The sequence below is a fragment of the Azohydromonas sp. genome (genome assembly GCF_035325925.1).
Classification (GTDB): domain Bacteria; phylum Pseudomonadota; class Gammaproteobacteria; order Burkholderiales; family Burkholderiaceae_C; genus Calidifontimicrobium.
Genome location: NZ_DAOKZA010000027.1, coordinates 17329 through 33264, shown reverse-complemented (window position 1 = coordinate 33264; position 15936 = coordinate 17329). Strand labels below are relative to the sequence as shown.

The following is a 15936-nucleotide window of genomic DNA, read 5'->3' as shown; positions in this document are numbered from 1 at the left end:
GGCGCGGGCATTCGTCGCACAGCGGCGATCCCAGCCGTCACGACGATGTGACACCACCCCTGACGTGTCGCGGTGCCGGCCAGCGGAACCCGTCGGCAGCACGGCCATAGCGCCCGCGACACAATCGGTATTCCTCATCGCCCCACCCCGGAAGGACTGCGTCGTGACACCGACCGAACAACGTGCGCTGCTCGCGATCGCGCTGATGGCCGCGTTTGCCGACGGCGCGAAGGCCGATACCGAGCGCGACGAGATCAGGCGCCTGGCCGAGTCGCTCGGCGCGAGCGCCGCCGGGCTGCACGTCGGCACGCTGGTGCAGGACGTGCTGCTCAAGCGCCTGTCGCTGGCGCAGGCCGTGGCCGACCTGTCCAGCGTCGAGCAGCGCCAGCTGGCCTACGAGGTGGCGGTGTGCGTGTGCGACGCCGACGGCGAGAAGAGCGCCGCCGAAGCGGCGTTCCTGGTCTCGCTCAAGCGCGCACTCGCGCTGGGCGACGGCGCCGCCGCGATCGAGGCCCAGGCCGACGCGCTGGCCGACGTCATCGACCATCCGGCGACCGTCGCGAGGCCCGCTGCCGCCGCCAAGGCGCCGCCGGTGCCGGCCGCGCCGCCGACGACCCTGCTCGGCGAGGCCGAGGCCGCCGAGCTCGACCGCGCGATCCTCCACCGCGCGATCCTTTGCGGCGCGCTCGAGCTGCTGCCGCAGAGCTGGGCGTCGATGGCGATCATCCCGCTGCAGGTGCGCATGGTCTACACGATCGGCCAGCGCCACGGCGTGCAGCTCGACCAGGGGCACGTCAAGGAGTTCCTCGCCACCGCCGGCGTCGGGCTGGCGTCGCAGTACCTCGAGCAGTTCGGGCGCAAGCTCGTCGGAGGCTTGCTCGGCAAGGTCGCCGGCGGGCTGGGCCGCGGACTGGGGCGCGCGGCCACCGGCATGGCTTTCAGCTTCGCCACCACCTACGCGCTGGGTCAGCTGGCCAGGCGCTACTACGGCGGCGGCCGCCAGATGAGCACCGCGGTGCTGAAGGACACCTTCCAGCAGCTGCTGGGCCCGGCCAAGCAGTTGCAGCAGCAGTACCTGCCGCAGATCGAGCAGCGCGCGCGCACGCTCGACGCGACGCAGGTGATGAACCTGGTGCGCCAGCCGCTGGCATGATGCGCGGCTTTCCACCGACCGAGGACCTTCGATGATCACCACCGCGTCCGGCCTGCAGTACGAGGACGCCGTCGCCGGCGGCGGCGCCACCGCCACCGCCGGACGGCAGGTGTCGGTGCACTACACCGGCTGGCTGTATGCCGACGGCCAGAAGGGCCGCAAGTTCGACAGCAGCAAGGACCGCGGCGAGCCGTTCAGCTTCCCGCTCGGCGCCGGCCACGTGATCGGCGGTTGGGACGAGGGCGTGCAGGGCATGCGGGTGGGCGGCACGCGGGTGCTGATCATCCCGCCGCAGCTCGGCTATGGCGCGCGCGGCGCCGGCGGCGTGATCCCCCCGAACGCGACGCTGATGTTCGAGGTCGAGCTGCTCGCGGCCTGAGCCCGGCGCGAAGCCGGCGGGCCGCGCCGTCGGCGCGGCGGCCCCGACCGCCCGTCGTCAGCCGCGACGCGGCGCGCGGTCGCCGCGACCGGCGGGCGCGCGGCGGTCGCCTCGACCGGCGGGCCCGCGCGCCGCGTGCGCCCCCGCGCCGGGCCGCCCGTGGGCGCCGTGCCCCCCCGGCCTGCCCGGCGCCGCCGGCGCGCCGTGGGGGCGCCGCGCGCCGTCGTGTCGCGCGTCGTGCCATCCGTCGTGCCGTGGCGCATCGTGGCGGACCGGCTCGAGGCGCATGTCACCGCGCCCCGGGCCACGGCGCGCCGCGTCGCGCCGACCGGCGCCGTCGTGGGCGACGCGCCGGCCGGGGTGGGCCCGGCGCAGCGACGGCATCGCGCGCTTCGGCTCGAGGCCGGTGATCGTCGCCACCGGGATCGGCTGAGTCGTGAAACGCTGGATGCGGTGCACCATGCCCACGTCACGCGCCTCGGCCAGCGTCACCGCCAGCCCCGAGCGCCCGGCGCGGCCGGTGCGGCCGATGCGGTGCACGTAGTCCTCGGCCTTCATCGGCAGGCCGTAGTTGATGACGTGGCTGATGCTCGGCACGTCGATGCCGCGCGCCGCCACGTCGGTGGCCACCAGCACGCGCAGCTGCCCGCGGCGCAGGCCGTCGAGCACGCGGTTGCGCCGCCCCTGCGGCATCCCGCCGTGCAGCGACGCGACGCGGTGGCCGAAGTCGGCCAGCCGGTCGGCGAGCTCGTCGGCGTCGCGCTGCGTGCTGGTGAACACCAGCGCCTGCTCGACGTCGCGATCGGCCAGCAGGTGGTCGAGCAGCGCGTCCTTGTGCACGCCGTGGTCGGCCCAGTGCAGGCGCTGCTCGATGTTCGCGTGCGTGTCGGTGTGCGACGCCACCTCGATGGCCAGCGGGTTGCGCAGCAGTTCGCCCGCCAGGTGGCCGACGTGGCCGGCGAAGGTGGCGCTGAACATCACCGTCTGGCGCGTCTTCGGCGTGCACTCGGCGATGAAGCGGATGTCGTCGATGAAGCCCATGTCGAGCATGCGGTCGGCCTCGTCGAGCACGAGGATCTCGACGTGGTCGAGCACGCACTTGCCGCTTTGCACATGGTCGATCAGGCGCCCCGGCGTGGCGATGAGCACGTCCAGCGGGCCGCGCAGCGCCTTGAGCTGCGCCGCGTACGGCACGCCGCCGAGCACCGTGGCCACGCGCAGCGCGGGCACGTGGCGGCCGTAGGTCGCCGTGGCCTTGGCCACCTGCTGCGCGAGTTCGCGCGTGGGCGCCAGCACCAGCACGCGCGGGCCGGTGACCCGGCCCCTGACGGGCTGCTGCGCCGGGTCGGCGCGCGCGCTGAGCACGCGCTGCAGCGCCGGCAGCACGAAGCTCGCCGTCTTGCCGCTGCCGGTGCTCGACGACACGCGCAGGTCACGGCCCTCGAGCGCGGGCGGGATGGCGCGCTGCTGCACGTCGGTGGGTTGCTCGTAGCCGGCGTCGGCGACGGCGCGGGCCAGGGCGGGCGCGAGGCCCAGGGATTCGAACGTCATGGTCTGCCTTCCAGAGTCGTCACGACGCAGCCACGGCCACGCCGGCGGCGCGCGCGCACCGCGGGGTCGAGTCGCGAGAAGAACGAGGCAGGCAGGACGGCCGCACGTCTGAGCGGACGGACGCGGCAACCCGGAACACACCGGCTCGAGCGACGGCATCGCCGCCGACCGGTGCCGCTCACGGGGAGCAGGCGCTGCACGCCGGCAGGTTCACCGGCGCAGGTCAGTGGGGATGAACGAACGCCGTCGGACTCGACGGCACGGGCCGCATTGTAGGCGCTGGCGGCGATTCGTGCCGGCGCGCCGCGCGCTCAGCCCTTGAGGAAGTGCTGCCGGTAGTACAGCAGTTCGTCGATCGACTCGTGGATGTCGGCCAGCGCGGTGTGCGACTGCGCCTTCTTGAACCCGTCCATCAGCGCCGGCTGCCAGCGCCGCGCCAGTTCCTTCAGCGTGCTGACGTCGAGGTTGCGGTAGTGGAAGAAGGCCTCGAGCCTGGGCATAGCACGCGCGAGGAAGCGCCGGTCCTGGCAGATCGAGTTGCCGCACATCGGGCTCTTGCCCGCCGGCACGTACTGCGCGAGCCAGACCAGCACCTGCGCCTCGGCAGCCGCTTCGTCGACGGTCGACGCCTTGACGCGGTCGGTCAGCCCGCTCTTGCCGTGCGTGCCCTTGTTCCAGTTGTCCATCGCGTCGAGCACCGCGTCGCTCTGGTGGATCGCCAGCACCGGCCCCTCGACGCGCTGCGTGACCTGCGCGTCGGTGACGACGACGGCCACCTCGATGATGCGGTCGCGCTCGGTGTCGAGCCCGGTCATCTCGAGGTCGATCCACACCAGGTTGTGCTCGTTCATCGCCAGCGCGGGGCCGGCCTGCGGGTCATCGGTCATCGTCGTCCTTGCGTCGGGGAGGCCGCGGCGCAGCGGCAGCGCGGGCATTGTCGCAGCCCTAAACTCGCGCCATGTCCGATCCCGCCTCGCAGCTGTCGCTGCTGTTCGCCGCCGTCGTCGCGCTGTCGTTCGCCGTCAAGCTGTGGCTGGCGTCGCGCCAGGTGCGCCATGTCGCGCAGCACCGCGACACCGTGCCCGCGGCGTTCGCCGACGTCGTCCCGCTCGCGGCGCACCGCAAGGCGGCCGACTACACGCTGGCGCGCGCGCGGCTGGGCGTGCTCGGCACCGCGTTCGGCACCGCGGTGCTGCTGGGCTGGACGCTGCTCGGCGGGCTCGACGCGCTCAACGTCGCGGTGCGCGACGCGCTGCAGCCGGCCTGGGGCGACCTCGGCTACCAGCTCGCGCTGCTGGCCGCGTTCACTCTGATCGCTTCGCTGCTCGACCTGCCGTTCGACCTGTACCACACCTTCGTGCTCGAGCAGCGCTTCGGCTTCAACCGCATGACCTGGCGCCTGTACCTGGCCGACGCCGCGAAGAGCCTGCTGCTGTCGGCGCTGATCGGCCTGCCGCTGGCGGCACTGGTGCTGTGGATCATGGGCGCCTCGGGCGGCCTGTGGTGGCTGTGGGCCTGGGTGGTGTGGGTCGGGTTCCAGCTGCTGGTCCTGGTGCTGTACCCGACGCTGATCGCGCCGCTGTTCAACCGCTTCGAGCCGCTCGCCGACGAGACGCTGAAGGCGCGCGTACAGGCGCTGATGACGCGCTGCGGCTTCGCCGCCAAGGGCCTGTTCGTGATGGACGGCAGCCGCCGCTCGGCGCACGGCAACGCCTACTTCACCGGGCTCGGCGCGGCCAAGCGCGTGGTGTTCTTCGACACGCTGCTGGCCAAGCTGACGCCCGGCGAGGTCGAGGCGGTGCTGGCGCACGAGCTGGGCCACTACAAGCGCCGCCACGTGCTGCAGCGCATGGTGCTGGTGTTCGCCGTCAGCCTGGCCGCGCTGGCACTGCTCGGCTGGCTCGCGGCGCAGCCGTGGTTCTACGTCGGCCTCGGCGTCGAGCCCAACCTGGGCGCACCGAACGACGCACTCGCGCTGCTGCTGTTCGCGCTGGCGCTGCCGCCGGCGACTTTCCTGCTCGCGCCGTTGGTGGCCACGCTGTCGCGCCGCCACGAGTTCGAGGCCGACGCCTACGCGTGCGCGCAGGCCGACGGGCGCGACCTCGCCAACGCGCTGCTCAAGCTGCACCAGGACAACGCATCGACGCTGACGCCCGACCCGGTGTACGTGCGTTTCTACTACTCGCACCCGCCGGCGTCGGAGCGCCTGGCCGCGCTCGCCGCGCAGGCGCGCTGAGCACGTCGCCGCAGGAGACCACATGAACGTGCTGAAGACGATGCACTGCCAGCCGATGGAGGGCCAGGCGCCGATGAACGAGGTGCAGATCAGCGCGCACCTGGCGCGCGTGCCGGGCTGGGCGCTGGTCGACGGCGCGATCCAGAAGACGTTCCGCTTCGACGACTACCACCGCACGATGGCCTTCGTCAACGCGCTGGCCTGGATCGCGCACCGCGAGGACCACCACCCCGACCTGGACGTCGGCTACAACCGGTGCACGGTGCGCTACCGCACGCACGCGGTGGGCGGGATCTCGGTCAACGACTTCATCTGCGCGGCGCGCGCCGATGCGCTGATCAGCGACTGACGCCCACGCCGCTTGGTCGCCACCGTCGAACTCGACATCGCGCGCGTCGTCGCCGGCCACGGCCGCCACGTCGTGCTCGAGACCCCCGAGGGCCGTCGGCTGATCGGCCACCCGCGCGGCAAGAAGAGCGAATGCGTGGTCGGCGACCTCGTGCGCTGGCGCGCCAGCGGCGACGAGGGTGTCGTCGAGCACATCGAGCCGCGGCGCAACCTGCTGTTTCGGCAGGACGAGTGGCGCAGCAAGTCGTTCGCCGCCAACATCGACCGCATCCTGGTCCTCGTCGCCGGCGAACCGATGTTCAGCGAGTCGCAGCTGGCGCGCGCGCTGATCGCCGCCGACAGCGCCGGCATCCCGGCGATCGTGCTGCTCAACAAGACCGACCTGCCCAGCGCCGACGCCGCGCGCGAACGGCTGCAGCCGTACCGGGGCATCGGCGTCGCGGTGCACGAGGCGGCGCTGAAGGCGCACCCCGACGAGGCGCGCGAGCGCCTGGCGCCGCTGCTGGCCGAAGGCGCGACGCTGGTGCTCGGCCCCAGCGGCAGCGGCAAGAGCACGCTGATCAACCTGCTGGTGCGGCACGCGAAGGCGCAGGTCGGCGAGATCTCGACCGCGCTGGGCAGCGGCCGCCACACGACGACCGCGACCACGTGGTACTGGCTCGACGCGCAGCGCCGCGGCGCGCTGATCGACTCGCCCGGGTTCCAGGAGTTCGGTCTGCACCACGTCGACGCGCAGCAACTGCCGCTGCTGATGCCCGACCTGAGCGCGCACGCGGCGGCGTGCCGCTTCTACAACTGCACGCACCGCCAGGAACCCGGCTGCGGCGTGCGCGCGGCGGCCGAGCGCGGCGAGATCGCGCCGTCGCGCTACCGCATCTACCTCGAGATCCTCGACGGGTTGACGCGGCCGCGCTGGTGAAGCCCGCCGGCGCGGCTCAGCGCCGTGTCGGCGCGGGCGGCCGCGGTGCAGGCTCGGCGTGCAGGCCATCGGCGGGGTAGGCGCGCAGCAGCGCGCGTGCCTCGTCCGCATCGGCCTCGAGCCAGCGGTCGTACTCGGCCTCGTCGAGGATCGCGACCATGCGCTTCTCCTCGCCCGGCCGGTGCATGCGGCCGAACACCGCGTGGCCGTCGGCGTTGACGGTGAGCATCGTGAAGCTCAGCCACTCGCGACCGTCGGGGCCGCGCCACCAGCCCCACAGCCCGGCGACGCCCATCGGCAGCCCGTCGCGGCGCGCGATGCGCCAGCGCACCGCGCGCCCGCTCTCCCAGTTCGGCTCGTACACCGCCTCGACCGGCACGATGCAGCGCCGCGCGCGTCGCCACGCATCGCGGAAGCTCGGCTTGTCGTGCACCGTCTCGCTGCGCGCGTTGTAGGTGCGTCGCCCGAACGCGAGGTCCTTGGCCCAGGTCGGCAGCAGGCCGAACAGACCGATGCGCGCGTCGCGCTCGAGCGCGACGCGGTCGGCCGCACGCACGACGAACGGCGCCAGGCCACCGGGATAGATCTCGGGCGGCACGTCGTCGCGCGGGCGCTGCACGCCGAAGTGCCGCAGCAACCGGTCCTGCGCGGTCACGGGCTGGTAGTTGGCACACATCGATACGTCTGCAACAAGTCGGCGCGGGGTGCGCGCCGCGAGCCCGCAATGTAGCGGCCCCGCGAGGACGCAGCCCCGCCGCGCCGGCTACCGCGGCCACGCACGCCGCGGCACTAGGGTGAGCCCTCGGCAATGCCGCCGACCGAGTTGGTTATAGTCGCGGGCTTTGCAGCTGACCAGGCTGTGCATGGCCCACGAGGCCAGTCGAGACGTTTCGCAGCGTGCACCGACGACACGTCCGGTGCGGCGCCCGGAGGAACCGCAAGTGAACTTCGCCGAGCAGCAACGCAACCCCGGCCGGCACATGATCGGCATCGGGGTTGTCGTCCTGATGCACGTGCTGCTGGGCTGGGCGCTGGTCAGCGGGCTGGCGCGCAAGGTCGTCGAGGTGGTGATCGCGCCGATCGAGACGAAGATCGTCGAGGAGGTCAAGCCGCCCCCGCCGCCGCCCGAGAACCTGCCGCCGCCGCCGAAGTTCGCGCCGCCGCCGCCGTCGTTCGTGCCGCCGCCCGAGGTCGTCGTGGCGCCGCCGCCGACGCCGGCACCGACGATCACCACCACCACCGTCGCCCCGCCGCCGGCGCCGGTGACCATCGCGCCGCCGCCGGTCGTCGCCGCACCGGTGGCGCCGCCGGCACCGCCGGCCCCGCCCGTGCGTCGTGCCGCCGCGCCGGCGCGCATCGACTTCAGCAGCTGCGCCAAGCCGGAGTACCCGGTGGCCGCCCGCCGGGCGCAGGCCGAGGGCGTCAGCCGCATCCGCTTCAGCGTCGATGCCGGCGGCCGCGTCTCGAAGGCCGAGGTCGAGCGCGCCTCGGGCTCGTCGCGCGAACACCGCCTGCTCGACCGCACCGCGGTCGACGCGCTGAGCGGCTGCAGGTTCCAGCCGGGCACCGACGAGAGCGGCAACGCCGTCGGCGCCTTCGCCACCGTCGAGTACGTCTGGAAGCTGGTCGACTGAGATCACCCGAAGTGCCGGCGCGCGCTGCAGCACCGCGTGGCGCCGGCCTGCAAGACGCGCCCCTTGTCCCCTGGAGGAACCATGTCCCTGATGAGAACCCTGCGCGCCCCGCTGACGGCGGCGTTGCTCGCCCTGTTCGCGTTCGGCGCGGCGCTGCCGGCGCTGGCGCAGGCCCCGGCCGCCTCCGAGCCGGCCGCGGCGGCCGCGCCCGCGGCCGAGACGCCGCCGCCGCCGCTGCTGCCGGAGACCGTCACCGAGGTCGTCGACAACCCCTACGGGCTGCAGGCACTGTGGGAGCAGGGCGACATGGTCGCCAAGGCCACGCTGATCATCCTGCTGATCATGTCGATGGGCAGCTGGTACATCATCTTCGTGAAGGTGTTCGAACAGCGCAAGCTGCTCAAGAGCGCCGAGGCGGCGGCAAAGACCTTCTGGGGCGCCGGGTCGGTCAAGGAGGGCGCGAAGGCGCTCGACGAGGGCAGCGCGTTCCGCTTCATCGCAGAACAGGGTCTCAAGGCCAGCGAGCACCACGAGGGCACGCTGGTCGAGAACATCGACCTGCACACCTGGATCAGTATGAGCATCCAGCGCGCGGTCGACAACGTGAACATGCGCATGCAGGACGGCCTGGCCTTCCTGGCCACCGTCGGCTCGACGGCCCCGTTCGTCGGCCTGTTCGGCACGGTCTGGGGCATCTACCACGCGCTGGTGGCCATCGGCGTGTCGGGCCAGGCGTCGATCGACAAGGTCGCCGGGCCGGTGGGCGAGGCGCTGATCATGACCGCGATCGGCCTGGCGGTCGCGGTGCCGGCGGTGATGGGCTACAACTGGCTGGTGCGTCGCAACAAGGTGTCGATGGAGAAGGTGCGCTCCTTCAGCGGCGACCTGCACAACGTGCTGCTCGCCGGCAGGACCTGAGCGGCGCGCGCGCACCCATCCATCCGCGCTGAACGGAGATCCACACCATGGCGATGCAGGTCGGTGCCGCCGACGGCGACGAGGATCCGCTGAACACCACCATCAACACCACGCCGCTGGTCGACGTGATGCTAGTGCTGCTGATCATCTTCCTGATCACGATCCCGGTGGTCACCGCGTCGATCCCGCTCGAGCTGCCGAAGGAACGCAACGTGCCGACGCAGACCAAGCCGGAGAACATCGTCATCGCGGTGAACAAGGACGGCGAGATCTTCTGGGGCATGGAGTACATCCCCGACGTCGAGACGCTGGTCAACCGGCTGAAGGTCGAGTCGGTGAAGGAACCGCAGCCCGAGGTGCACATCCGCGGCGACTCCGAGGCCCGCTACGAGACCGTCGGGCGCGTGGTGGTGGCATGCCAGCGCGCGGGCATCTACAAGGTGGGATTCATCACCGAGCCGCCCGCCGGCGCGGTGACGCGCTGACCGGGCGCGCGACAGGAGCACGACGATGGCCATGCAAGTAGGCTCGGGCGGCGGCGACGACGAACCGATGGTCGACATCAACACCACGCCGCTGATCGACGTGATGCTGGTGCTGCTGATCATGTTCATCATCACGATCCCGATCCAGACGCACGCGGTGAAGATGAACATGCCGATCCCGAACCAGCAGCAGCCGCCGCAGGAGCCGCGGCTGCCGGTGCGCATCGACATCGACTTCGACGGCACGATCGGCTGGAACGGCGAGCTCGTCGCCGACCGCGACGAGCTCGAGGCGCGGCTGTCGCAGGTCGCCGCCGAAGCCGACCAGCAGGAGGTGCACGTGCGGCCGAACAAGCTGGTGACCTACAAACACGTCGCCGCGGTGATGGCCAGCGCGCAGCGCCTGGGCGTGACCAAGATCGGGCTGGTCGGCAACGAGCAGTTCCTCGACTGAACCGGCGCCACGCACCGAACCCGTGGCGCGCGCCGGGGTCGAAGCCGGCGTGCCATTTCGCGAAACCACCCCCGGAGGACCACCGGCCATGACCCTGCGCCCACTGCCCCACCTCCTGGCCGGCGCGCTGCTCGCGCTCGCGGTGCACGGCGGCGCGCTCGCGCAGCAGGCGCTGCGCCCCGAGGTCGGCCGCCCGCTGCAGCAGGCCGGCGAGTTGCTGCGCGCCGGCAAGGCGCGCGATGCTTTGGCCAAGGTGGCCGACGCCGACAAGGCAGCGAACAAGACCCCGCAAGAGCAGCTGATGATCGAACGCATGCGCGGCGCCGCGGCGCAGCGCGCCGGCGACCACGCCACCGCGATCCGCGCCTTCGAGGCGGTGATGGCCGGCGGCAGGGTGCAGGGCGCCGAGGCGGCGCAGGTGGCCGAGTCGCTGGCGTATTCGTACTCGCAGCAGCGCAACTGGGCCAAGACCACCGAGTGGGCCAACCGCGCGCAGCAGCTCGGCAGCAACAGCGCCCAGCTCAGGCAGCTGATCGCCTACGTGCAGTCGCAGACCGGCGACTACGCGGCGATCGCGCGCGACGCGCAGGCCGCGATCGCCGCGGCCGAGCAGGCCGGGCGCCGCCCCGCCGAGGAAGACCTGCTGCGCCTGGCCGACGCGCAGCAGCGCGGCAACAACACCGCCGGCTACCTCGGCACGTTCGAGAAGCTGCTGACGCACTACCCGAAGAAGGAGTACTGGAACGCGTGCCTGGCGCGCGTGATGCGCAAGCCCGGCTTCGCCGACCGCCTGGGCCTGGACGTGATGCGCCTGAAGCTGGCCACCGGCAACCTGACGAGCGCCGACGAGTACATGGAGATGGCGCAGCTCGCGCTGCAGGCCGGCCTGCCCACCGAGGGTCGCACCATCGTCGAGCGCGGCAAGGCTGCCGGCGTGCTGGGCACCGGCCCCGAGGCGGCGCGCCACCAGCGCCTGCTCGACCTGGCGCTCAAGCAGGAGGCCGAGCAGGCCGCCGGACTCGACAAGGCGGCCGCCGACGCCGCAGCGGCGAAGGACGGCAACGCGCTGGTGCAACTGGGCACGGTCTACGCCACGCTGGGCCAGGTCGACAAGGGCGTGCAGCTGATCGAACAGGGCATCGCCAAGGGCGGGCTCAAGCGCCCCGACGACGCCAGGCTGCGCCTGGGGCAGGCGATGCTGCTGTCGGCCAAGCAGCGCACGAAGGCGCAGCAGGTGCTGCGCGCCGTGCAGGGCAAGGACGGCACCGCCGACATCGCGCGGCTGTTCGCGATCCAGGCGTCGCAGCAGGGCTGAGGCGTCGCCGCGCACGCGGCGCGCGCGAGGCGGCGCTGCCTAGAATGACCGCCACATGAGCGCGCTGCCCCCCTACCTCGAGCCTCTGGGCCACGGCGTCCACGCGGTCGACACCGGCTTCCACCGCGATCGCTTCGACGCCGCCTACCTGATCGTCGAGCGCGGCCGCGCCGCGTTCGTCGACACCGGCACCAACGCCGCGCTGCCGCGCCTGCTCGGCGCGCTCGACGCGCTGGGGCTGACGCGCGACGCGGTCGACTGGGTGATCCCGACCCACGTGCACCTCGACCACGCCGGCGGCGCCGGCGCGCTGATGCGCGAGCTGCCGCGCGCGACGATGGTCGTGCACCCGCGCGGCGCGCGCCACATGATCGACCCGTCGGCGCTGTACGCCGGCGCGCTGGCGGTCTACGGGCAGGCCGAGATGGACCGCTCGTACGGCCGGCTGGTGCCGGTGCCGGCCGAGCGCGTGCGCAGCAGCGACGACGGCTTCGCCGTCGAGCTCGCCGGGCGGCCGCTGCGCTTCGCCGACACGCCCGGCCACGCGCGCCACCACCACTGCGTCTGGGACGAGGCCACCCGCGGCTGGTTCACCGGCGACACCTTCGGGCTGAGCTACCGCGAGTTCGACGTCGAGGCCCGCCCCTGGGTGCTGCCCACGTCGACCCCGGTGCAGTTCGAGCCCGACCTGCTCGAACGCTCGGTGCAGCGCCTGCTCGACGCCGACCCCGCCTGCGTGTACCTGACGCACTACGGGCGGCTCGACGAGGTGCCGGCGCGCGCCGCGCAGGGCCTGGCGCTGCTGCGCGAGACGGTCGCCGTCGGGCGTCGCCACCGCGACGCCGCCGACCGCCACGCGCGCCTGACGAGCGACCTCGCCGCGCTGTACCGCGACAGCCTGCGCGCGCACGGCTGCACGATGGACGAGGCACGCATCGCCGAACTGCTAGCGCTCGACGTCGAACTCAACGCGCAGGGCATCGGCGTGTGGCTCGACCGCGAGCGCCGCCAGGACGCCGCGTGAGCGCCGACCAACGCATCCGCTTCGGGCTCGCCGGCCGCGTGGCCGTGGTCACCGGCGCCGCGCAGGGCATCGGCGAGGCCTGCGTGCGCCGGCTGGTCGACGAGGGCGCCGCGGTCGCGCTGTGGGACGTCGCCGACGCCGCGGGCACCGCGCTCGCGCAGTCGCTGACGGCGCAGGGCGCGCGCGTCGCGTACCTGCACTGTGACGTCTCGCGCAAGGCCGAGGTCGACGCCGCGCTGGCGGCGACGCTGGCCGCGTTCGGCCGCGTCGACGCGCTGGTCAACAACGCCGGCATCTTCAGGGCCGCCGGCTTCCTCGACATCGACGAGGCCGACTGGGACGCGGTGATCGCGGTCAACCTGAAGGGCTCGTTCCTGGTCGGACAGGCCGTGGCGCGACAGATGGTGGCGCAAGGCGGCGGCGGGGCGATCGTCAACATGAGTTCGGTCAACGCGCGCCTGACGATCGCCTCGATCGCCAGCTACAACGCGAGCAAGGGCGGCATCGACCAGCTCACGCGCGTGATGGCGCTGGCCCTGGTCGACCACGGCATCCGCGTCAACGGCGTCGCGCCGGGCACCATCGCCACCGAGCTGGCGAAGAGCGCGGTGCTCACCAGCGACGAGGCGAAGGCGGGCATCATGGGCCGCACGCCGATGAAGCGCCTGGGCGAGCCGCGCGAGGTCGCCGACGTGGTCGCCTTCCTGCTCAGCGACGCGGCGAGCTACGTCACCGGAGAGACCGTGCTCGTCGACGGCGGGCGCATGACGCTGAACTACACGATGCCGGTCTGAACGCCGCGATGATCGAGGCGTTCGCGGTCTCGACCGGTGTCGTCGCGCTCGGCGAGATCGGCGACAAGACGCAGCTGCTCGCGTTGCTGCTGGCGGCGCGTTTTCGCCGGCCCGTGCCGATCATCGCCGGCATCCTGGTGGCCACGCTGCTCAACCACGCGGCCGCGGCGGCGCTGGGCACCTGGATCACGCGCGTCGTCGACCCCCAGTGGATGCGCTGGGTGCTCGCACTGTCGTTCGTCGCGGTCGCCGTGTGGATGCTGATCCCCGACGAGGCCGACGAGGTCGAGGGGCGCGGCAGCGGGCGGCTCGGCGTGTTCGGGCTGACGGTCGTCGCGTTCTTCCTCGCCGAGATGGGCGACAAGACGCAGATCGCCACCGTGATGCTCGCCGCGCGCTTCGACGACCTCGTCACCGTCACTGCCGGTACGACGCTGGGCATGATGATCGCCAACGTGCCGGCGGTGCTGCTGGGCGACAAGGTGGTCAAGCGGGTGCCGGTGCACTGGGTGCACCGCATCGCCGCCGCGGTGTTCGCGCTGCTCGGCGTCGCGGTGCTGGCCGGCGCGTCGTGGTAGCGTGGCGGCCCCGCGCCACTGCCCCACGCCATGAGACTGCTCCACACCATGCTGCGCGTCGGCGACCTGCAGCGTTCGATCGAGTTCTACACCGAGGTGCTCGGCATGCAGCTGCTGCGCACCACGCGCCGCCCCGACCAGCACTACGACCTGGCCTTCGTCGGCTACGCCGCCAACCCCGAGCAGGCCGAGATCGAGCTGACCTACAACCACGGCGTCGACCGCTACGAACTCGGCACCGCCTACGGCCACATCGCGATCGGCGTCGCCGACGTCGCCGCCACCTGCACGGCGCTGCGCGACAAGGCCTCGCGCCACGGCGGCGCGATCACGCGCGAACCCGGCCCGGTCAAGGGCGGCAGCACGGTGATCGCCTTCATCACCGACCCCGACGGCTACAAGATCGAGCTGATCCAGCGCGACGGCTGACGCGCGCACCGCCGGCGCACCGCTGCCACCCGCATCGCACGCCGGTCGACCGCGGCACCGCCTCAGCTCAGCGCTGCGCGCCGCCCGCGGCCGCGTCGATGCGCCGCTGCACGCGCTGCGCCAGCGCGGCGTCGCCGTCGCGCAGCGCGAAGTTCTTCTGCACCTGCAGCCACGCGAGCAGCGCCGCCCGCCAGCCCCGCGCCGACGCGGCATCGACCGCCAGCGCGACGGCCTCGGGGCCTGCGCGGCCGGCGCGCAGCAGCGTCGACGCGGCGACCAGCCTGGCCAGCGGGTCGTCGACGCGCGCCAGCGACTGCGCGTCGCCGCGCGCGGCGGCCTGCTGCGCCGCCGGCAGCAGCGACAGGTCCGCCGCGTCGAGTCGCCCGGTCAGGTAGTCGGCGTAGGCGCGGTCGGCAGGGTCGGCGTCGGCGCGATGGCCTTCGAAGCCGGGGCAGCCGGCGTCGTCGAGCCGCGCGGCGTGCGCAGCGCAGCGCAGCAGCTCGGCGCGCGCGAGCAGGTCGATGCGCCCGGTGCGCGACAGCTGCTCGCGCGCCCGCGCGAACTCGGCCTGCTCGACGCGGGGCCTTCCGTCGAGCGCCGCCGCCACCGTCTGCTGCATTGCCGCGTGCGCGTCGGCCGCCCATTGCGGCGGCGGGGAGCCGGCGCAACCGGCGACGGACGCGATCGCCGCCGCCGCGAGGTGCAGCGCGCGTCGGCTCACGGCAGCCTCAGCTCGGTGTCGCGCGCGAACGGCCAGCGGCGGTTGATCTCGCCGATCAGCCGGTCGACGCGGCGCAGGCTGGCCTCGACGTCGGCGCGCAGCACGTCGAGGTCGGTGGTCGCGCCGCGCACGTCCCCGGCGATGCCGCGCGCCTGCTCGAGCACGGCGTCGACCTTGCCCAGGCTGGCGCGGGTGTCGGCGAGCAGCGCACGCAGCTCGGCGGCGCTGCCCTGCAGCTCGCGCAGCATGCCGTCGGGGCCGAGCACGCGCTCGTCGGCGCGGGCGACGACGCCGTCGATTCGCGCGAGCAGCGCGTCGGCGCGCGCCGCGGCGCCCTCGAGGCGCGCCACCAGCCGCTGCGCCTGCTGCGCGTCGCCGAGCGCCACGCCGAGCGCGCCGCCCGGGCCGTTGAGCCGCTCGGTGAGCCGGCGCACGTCGCCCAGGCTGGCGGCCAGCGCGGCGTCGGGGGCCACCAGCGCGCCGAGCCGGCCGACCAGCTCGCGCACCCCGGCCAGCAGTTGCGGGATCTCCGCGGTCGCGTCGCCTGCGATCACGCGGCGCTCGGCGCCGGCGGGCAGCGGCGGGTCGTCGAGCACGCCGCTGTAGGCGCGCAGGCTGGTGCCGCCGACCAGGCCGCGCGAGAGCACGAACACGCTCGAGCTGCGCAGCCAGCCGGCGTCCTTGACCGGCACGTCGACGACGATGCGCACGCTGCCGTCGGCGGCCAGTTCGATGCGCCGCACGCGGCCGATCGGGAACCCCGAGAAGGTCATGTCCATGCCGACGCTGACGCCTTCGGAGTCGTCGGCGATCAGCACCAGCTCCTGCGTGCGCTCGAACGCGCCGCGCGCGTACAGCAGGTACAGCACGGCGCCGGCGAGCAGCAGCAGCATCGCGAGCACCAGCAGCGCGGCCTTCAGCTCGAGGTGCGCCACCGGCGCCGGGGGGTCGGCGGAGGCCCGGGGGTCGCGCGGCGGTTGGTTCATCGTGACCGGTGG

General features: G+C 73.3%; 19 protein-coding genes. 14 read left to right on the top strand and 5 right to left on the bottom strand.

The genetic code is table 11. The features are described from left to right. Positions 1-163 precede the first annotated feature (163 nt). A complete protein-coding gene (locus tag PKC53_RS11525; protein ID WP_324428661.1) occupies positions 164-1153 on the top strand; it encodes a DUF533 domain-containing protein in 990 nt (329 codons plus the stop codon). A gap of 31 nt (positions 1154-1184) precedes the next feature. Beyond that, positions 1185-1532, top strand: a complete 348-nt coding sequence (locus PKC53_RS11520) for an FKBP-type peptidyl-prolyl cis-trans isomerase (protein ID WP_324428659.1) — start codon at positions 1185-1187, stop codon at positions 1530-1532. A 57-nt stretch (positions 1533-1589) separates the two neighbouring features. Here PKC53_RS11520 and PKC53_RS11515 read toward each other — a convergent pair whose 3' ends face one another. After that, the gene (locus tag PKC53_RS11515) at positions 1590-3083 is read right to left on the bottom strand and encodes a DEAD/DEAH box helicase (RefSeq protein WP_324428657.1); all 1494 of its coding nucleotides are present in this window, start codon (positions 3081-3083) and stop codon (positions 1590-1592) included. A 311-nt stretch (positions 3084-3394) separates the two neighbouring features. Continuing rightward, entirely contained in the window at positions 3395-3970 is a 576-nt protein-coding gene (gene orn, locus PKC53_RS11510) for an oligoribonuclease (protein WP_324428655.1), read from the bottom strand. A gap of 71 nt (positions 3971-4041) precedes the next feature. Here orn and PKC53_RS11505 point away from each other — a divergent pair, with 71 nt between their 5' ends. The 3 genes from PKC53_RS11505 to rsgA are packed head-to-tail and all read left to right on the top strand — an operon-like array spanning position 4042 to position 6586. After that, positions 4042-5319, top strand: a complete 1278-nt coding sequence (locus PKC53_RS11505) for a M48 family metallopeptidase (protein WP_324428653.1) — start codon at positions 4042-4044, stop codon at positions 5317-5319. A 22-nt stretch (positions 5320-5341) separates the two neighbouring features. After that, positions 5342-5668: a 4a-hydroxytetrahydrobiopterin dehydratase gene (locus PKC53_RS11500; protein WP_324428651.1), complete on the top strand. Its 327-nt coding sequence runs from the start codon at positions 5342-5344 to the stop codon at positions 5666-5668. Positions 5669-5680: 12 nt separating this feature from the next. Continuing rightward, the gene (rsgA, locus tag PKC53_RS11495) at positions 5681-6586 is read left to right on the top strand and encodes a ribosome small subunit-dependent GTPase A (RefSeq protein WP_324428650.1); all 906 of its coding nucleotides are present in this window, start codon (positions 5681-5683) and stop codon (positions 6584-6586) included. A 16-nt stretch (positions 6587-6602) separates the two neighbouring features. Here the strand turns inward: rsgA and PKC53_RS11490 are convergent, their stop codons facing one another. After that, a complete protein-coding gene (locus tag PKC53_RS11490; RefSeq protein WP_324428649.1) occupies positions 6603-7262 on the bottom strand; it encodes an SOS response-associated peptidase in 660 nt (219 codons plus the stop codon). Positions 7263-7527: 265 nt separating this feature from the next. Between PKC53_RS11490 and PKC53_RS11485 the strand changes: the two genes are divergently transcribed. The 9 genes from PKC53_RS11485 to gloA all read left to right on the top strand — a co-directional run bounded on the left by PKC53_RS11485 (position 7528) and on the right by gloA (position 14217). Then, positions 7528-8220, top strand: coding sequence for an energy transducer TonB (locus PKC53_RS11485; RefSeq protein WP_324428647.1), 693 nt, complete (start codon positions 7528-7530; stop codon positions 8218-8220). 81 nt (positions 8221-8301) lie between these two features. Continuing rightward, positions 8302-9138 (top strand): MotA/TolQ/ExbB proton channel family protein, encoded by an 837-nt coding sequence (locus PKC53_RS11480; protein ID WP_324428645.1) that lies wholly within the window; start codon positions 8302-8304, stop codon positions 9136-9138. 47 nt (positions 9139-9185) lie between these two features. Then, a complete protein-coding gene (locus tag PKC53_RS11475; RefSeq protein WP_324428643.1) occupies positions 9186-9623 on the top strand; it encodes a biopolymer transporter ExbD in 438 nt (145 codons plus the stop codon). 25 nt (positions 9624-9648) lie between these two features. Further along, positions 9649-10077: a biopolymer transporter ExbD gene (locus tag PKC53_RS11470; RefSeq protein ID WP_324428641.1), complete on the top strand. Its 429-nt coding sequence runs from the start codon at positions 9649-9651 to the stop codon at positions 10075-10077. Between the two features lie 88 nt (positions 10078-10165). Further along, entirely contained in the window at positions 10166-11392 is a 1227-nt protein-coding gene (locus tag PKC53_RS11465; RefSeq protein ID WP_324428639.1) for a hypothetical protein, read from the top strand. 55 nt (positions 11393-11447) lie between these two features. Then, complete coding sequence (locus tag PKC53_RS11460) at positions 11448-12416, top strand: MBL fold metallo-hydrolase (RefSeq protein ID WP_324428637.1); 969 nt, start codon at positions 11448-11450, stop codon at positions 12414-12416. After that, on the top strand, positions 12413-13210 hold the full coding sequence (locus PKC53_RS11455) for an SDR family NAD(P)-dependent oxidoreductase (RefSeq protein WP_324428635.1): 798 nt from the start codon (positions 12413-12415) through the stop codon (positions 13208-13210). Before PKC53_RS11460 ends, PKC53_RS11455 begins: the two co-directional genes overlap by 4 nt. A gap of 11 nt (positions 13211-13221) precedes the next feature. Next, the gene (locus PKC53_RS11450) at positions 13222-13788 is read left to right on the top strand and encodes a TMEM165/GDT1 family protein (protein WP_324428699.1); all 567 of its coding nucleotides are present in this window, start codon (positions 13222-13224) and stop codon (positions 13786-13788) included. 30 nt (positions 13789-13818) lie between these two features. After that, positions 13819-14217, top strand: coding sequence for a lactoylglutathione lyase (gloA, locus tag PKC53_RS11445; protein WP_324428633.1), 399 nt, complete (start codon positions 13819-13821; stop codon positions 14215-14217). A 67-nt stretch (positions 14218-14284) separates the two neighbouring features. Here the strand turns inward: gloA and PKC53_RS11440 are convergent, their stop codons facing one another. Both PKC53_RS11440 and PKC53_RS11435 read right to left on the bottom strand, forming a co-directional pair. Beyond that, on the bottom strand, positions 14285-14938 hold the full coding sequence (locus tag PKC53_RS11440; protein ID WP_324428631.1) for a hypothetical protein: 654 nt from the start codon (positions 14936-14938) through the stop codon (positions 14285-14287). Continuing rightward, positions 14935-15924, bottom strand: coding sequence for an MlaD family protein (locus PKC53_RS11435; protein ID WP_324428629.1), 990 nt, complete (start codon positions 15922-15924; stop codon positions 14935-14937). The genes PKC53_RS11440 and PKC53_RS11435 overlap by 4 nt, the downstream gene beginning before the upstream one ends. Between the last annotated feature and the right edge of the window lie 12 nt (positions 15925-15936).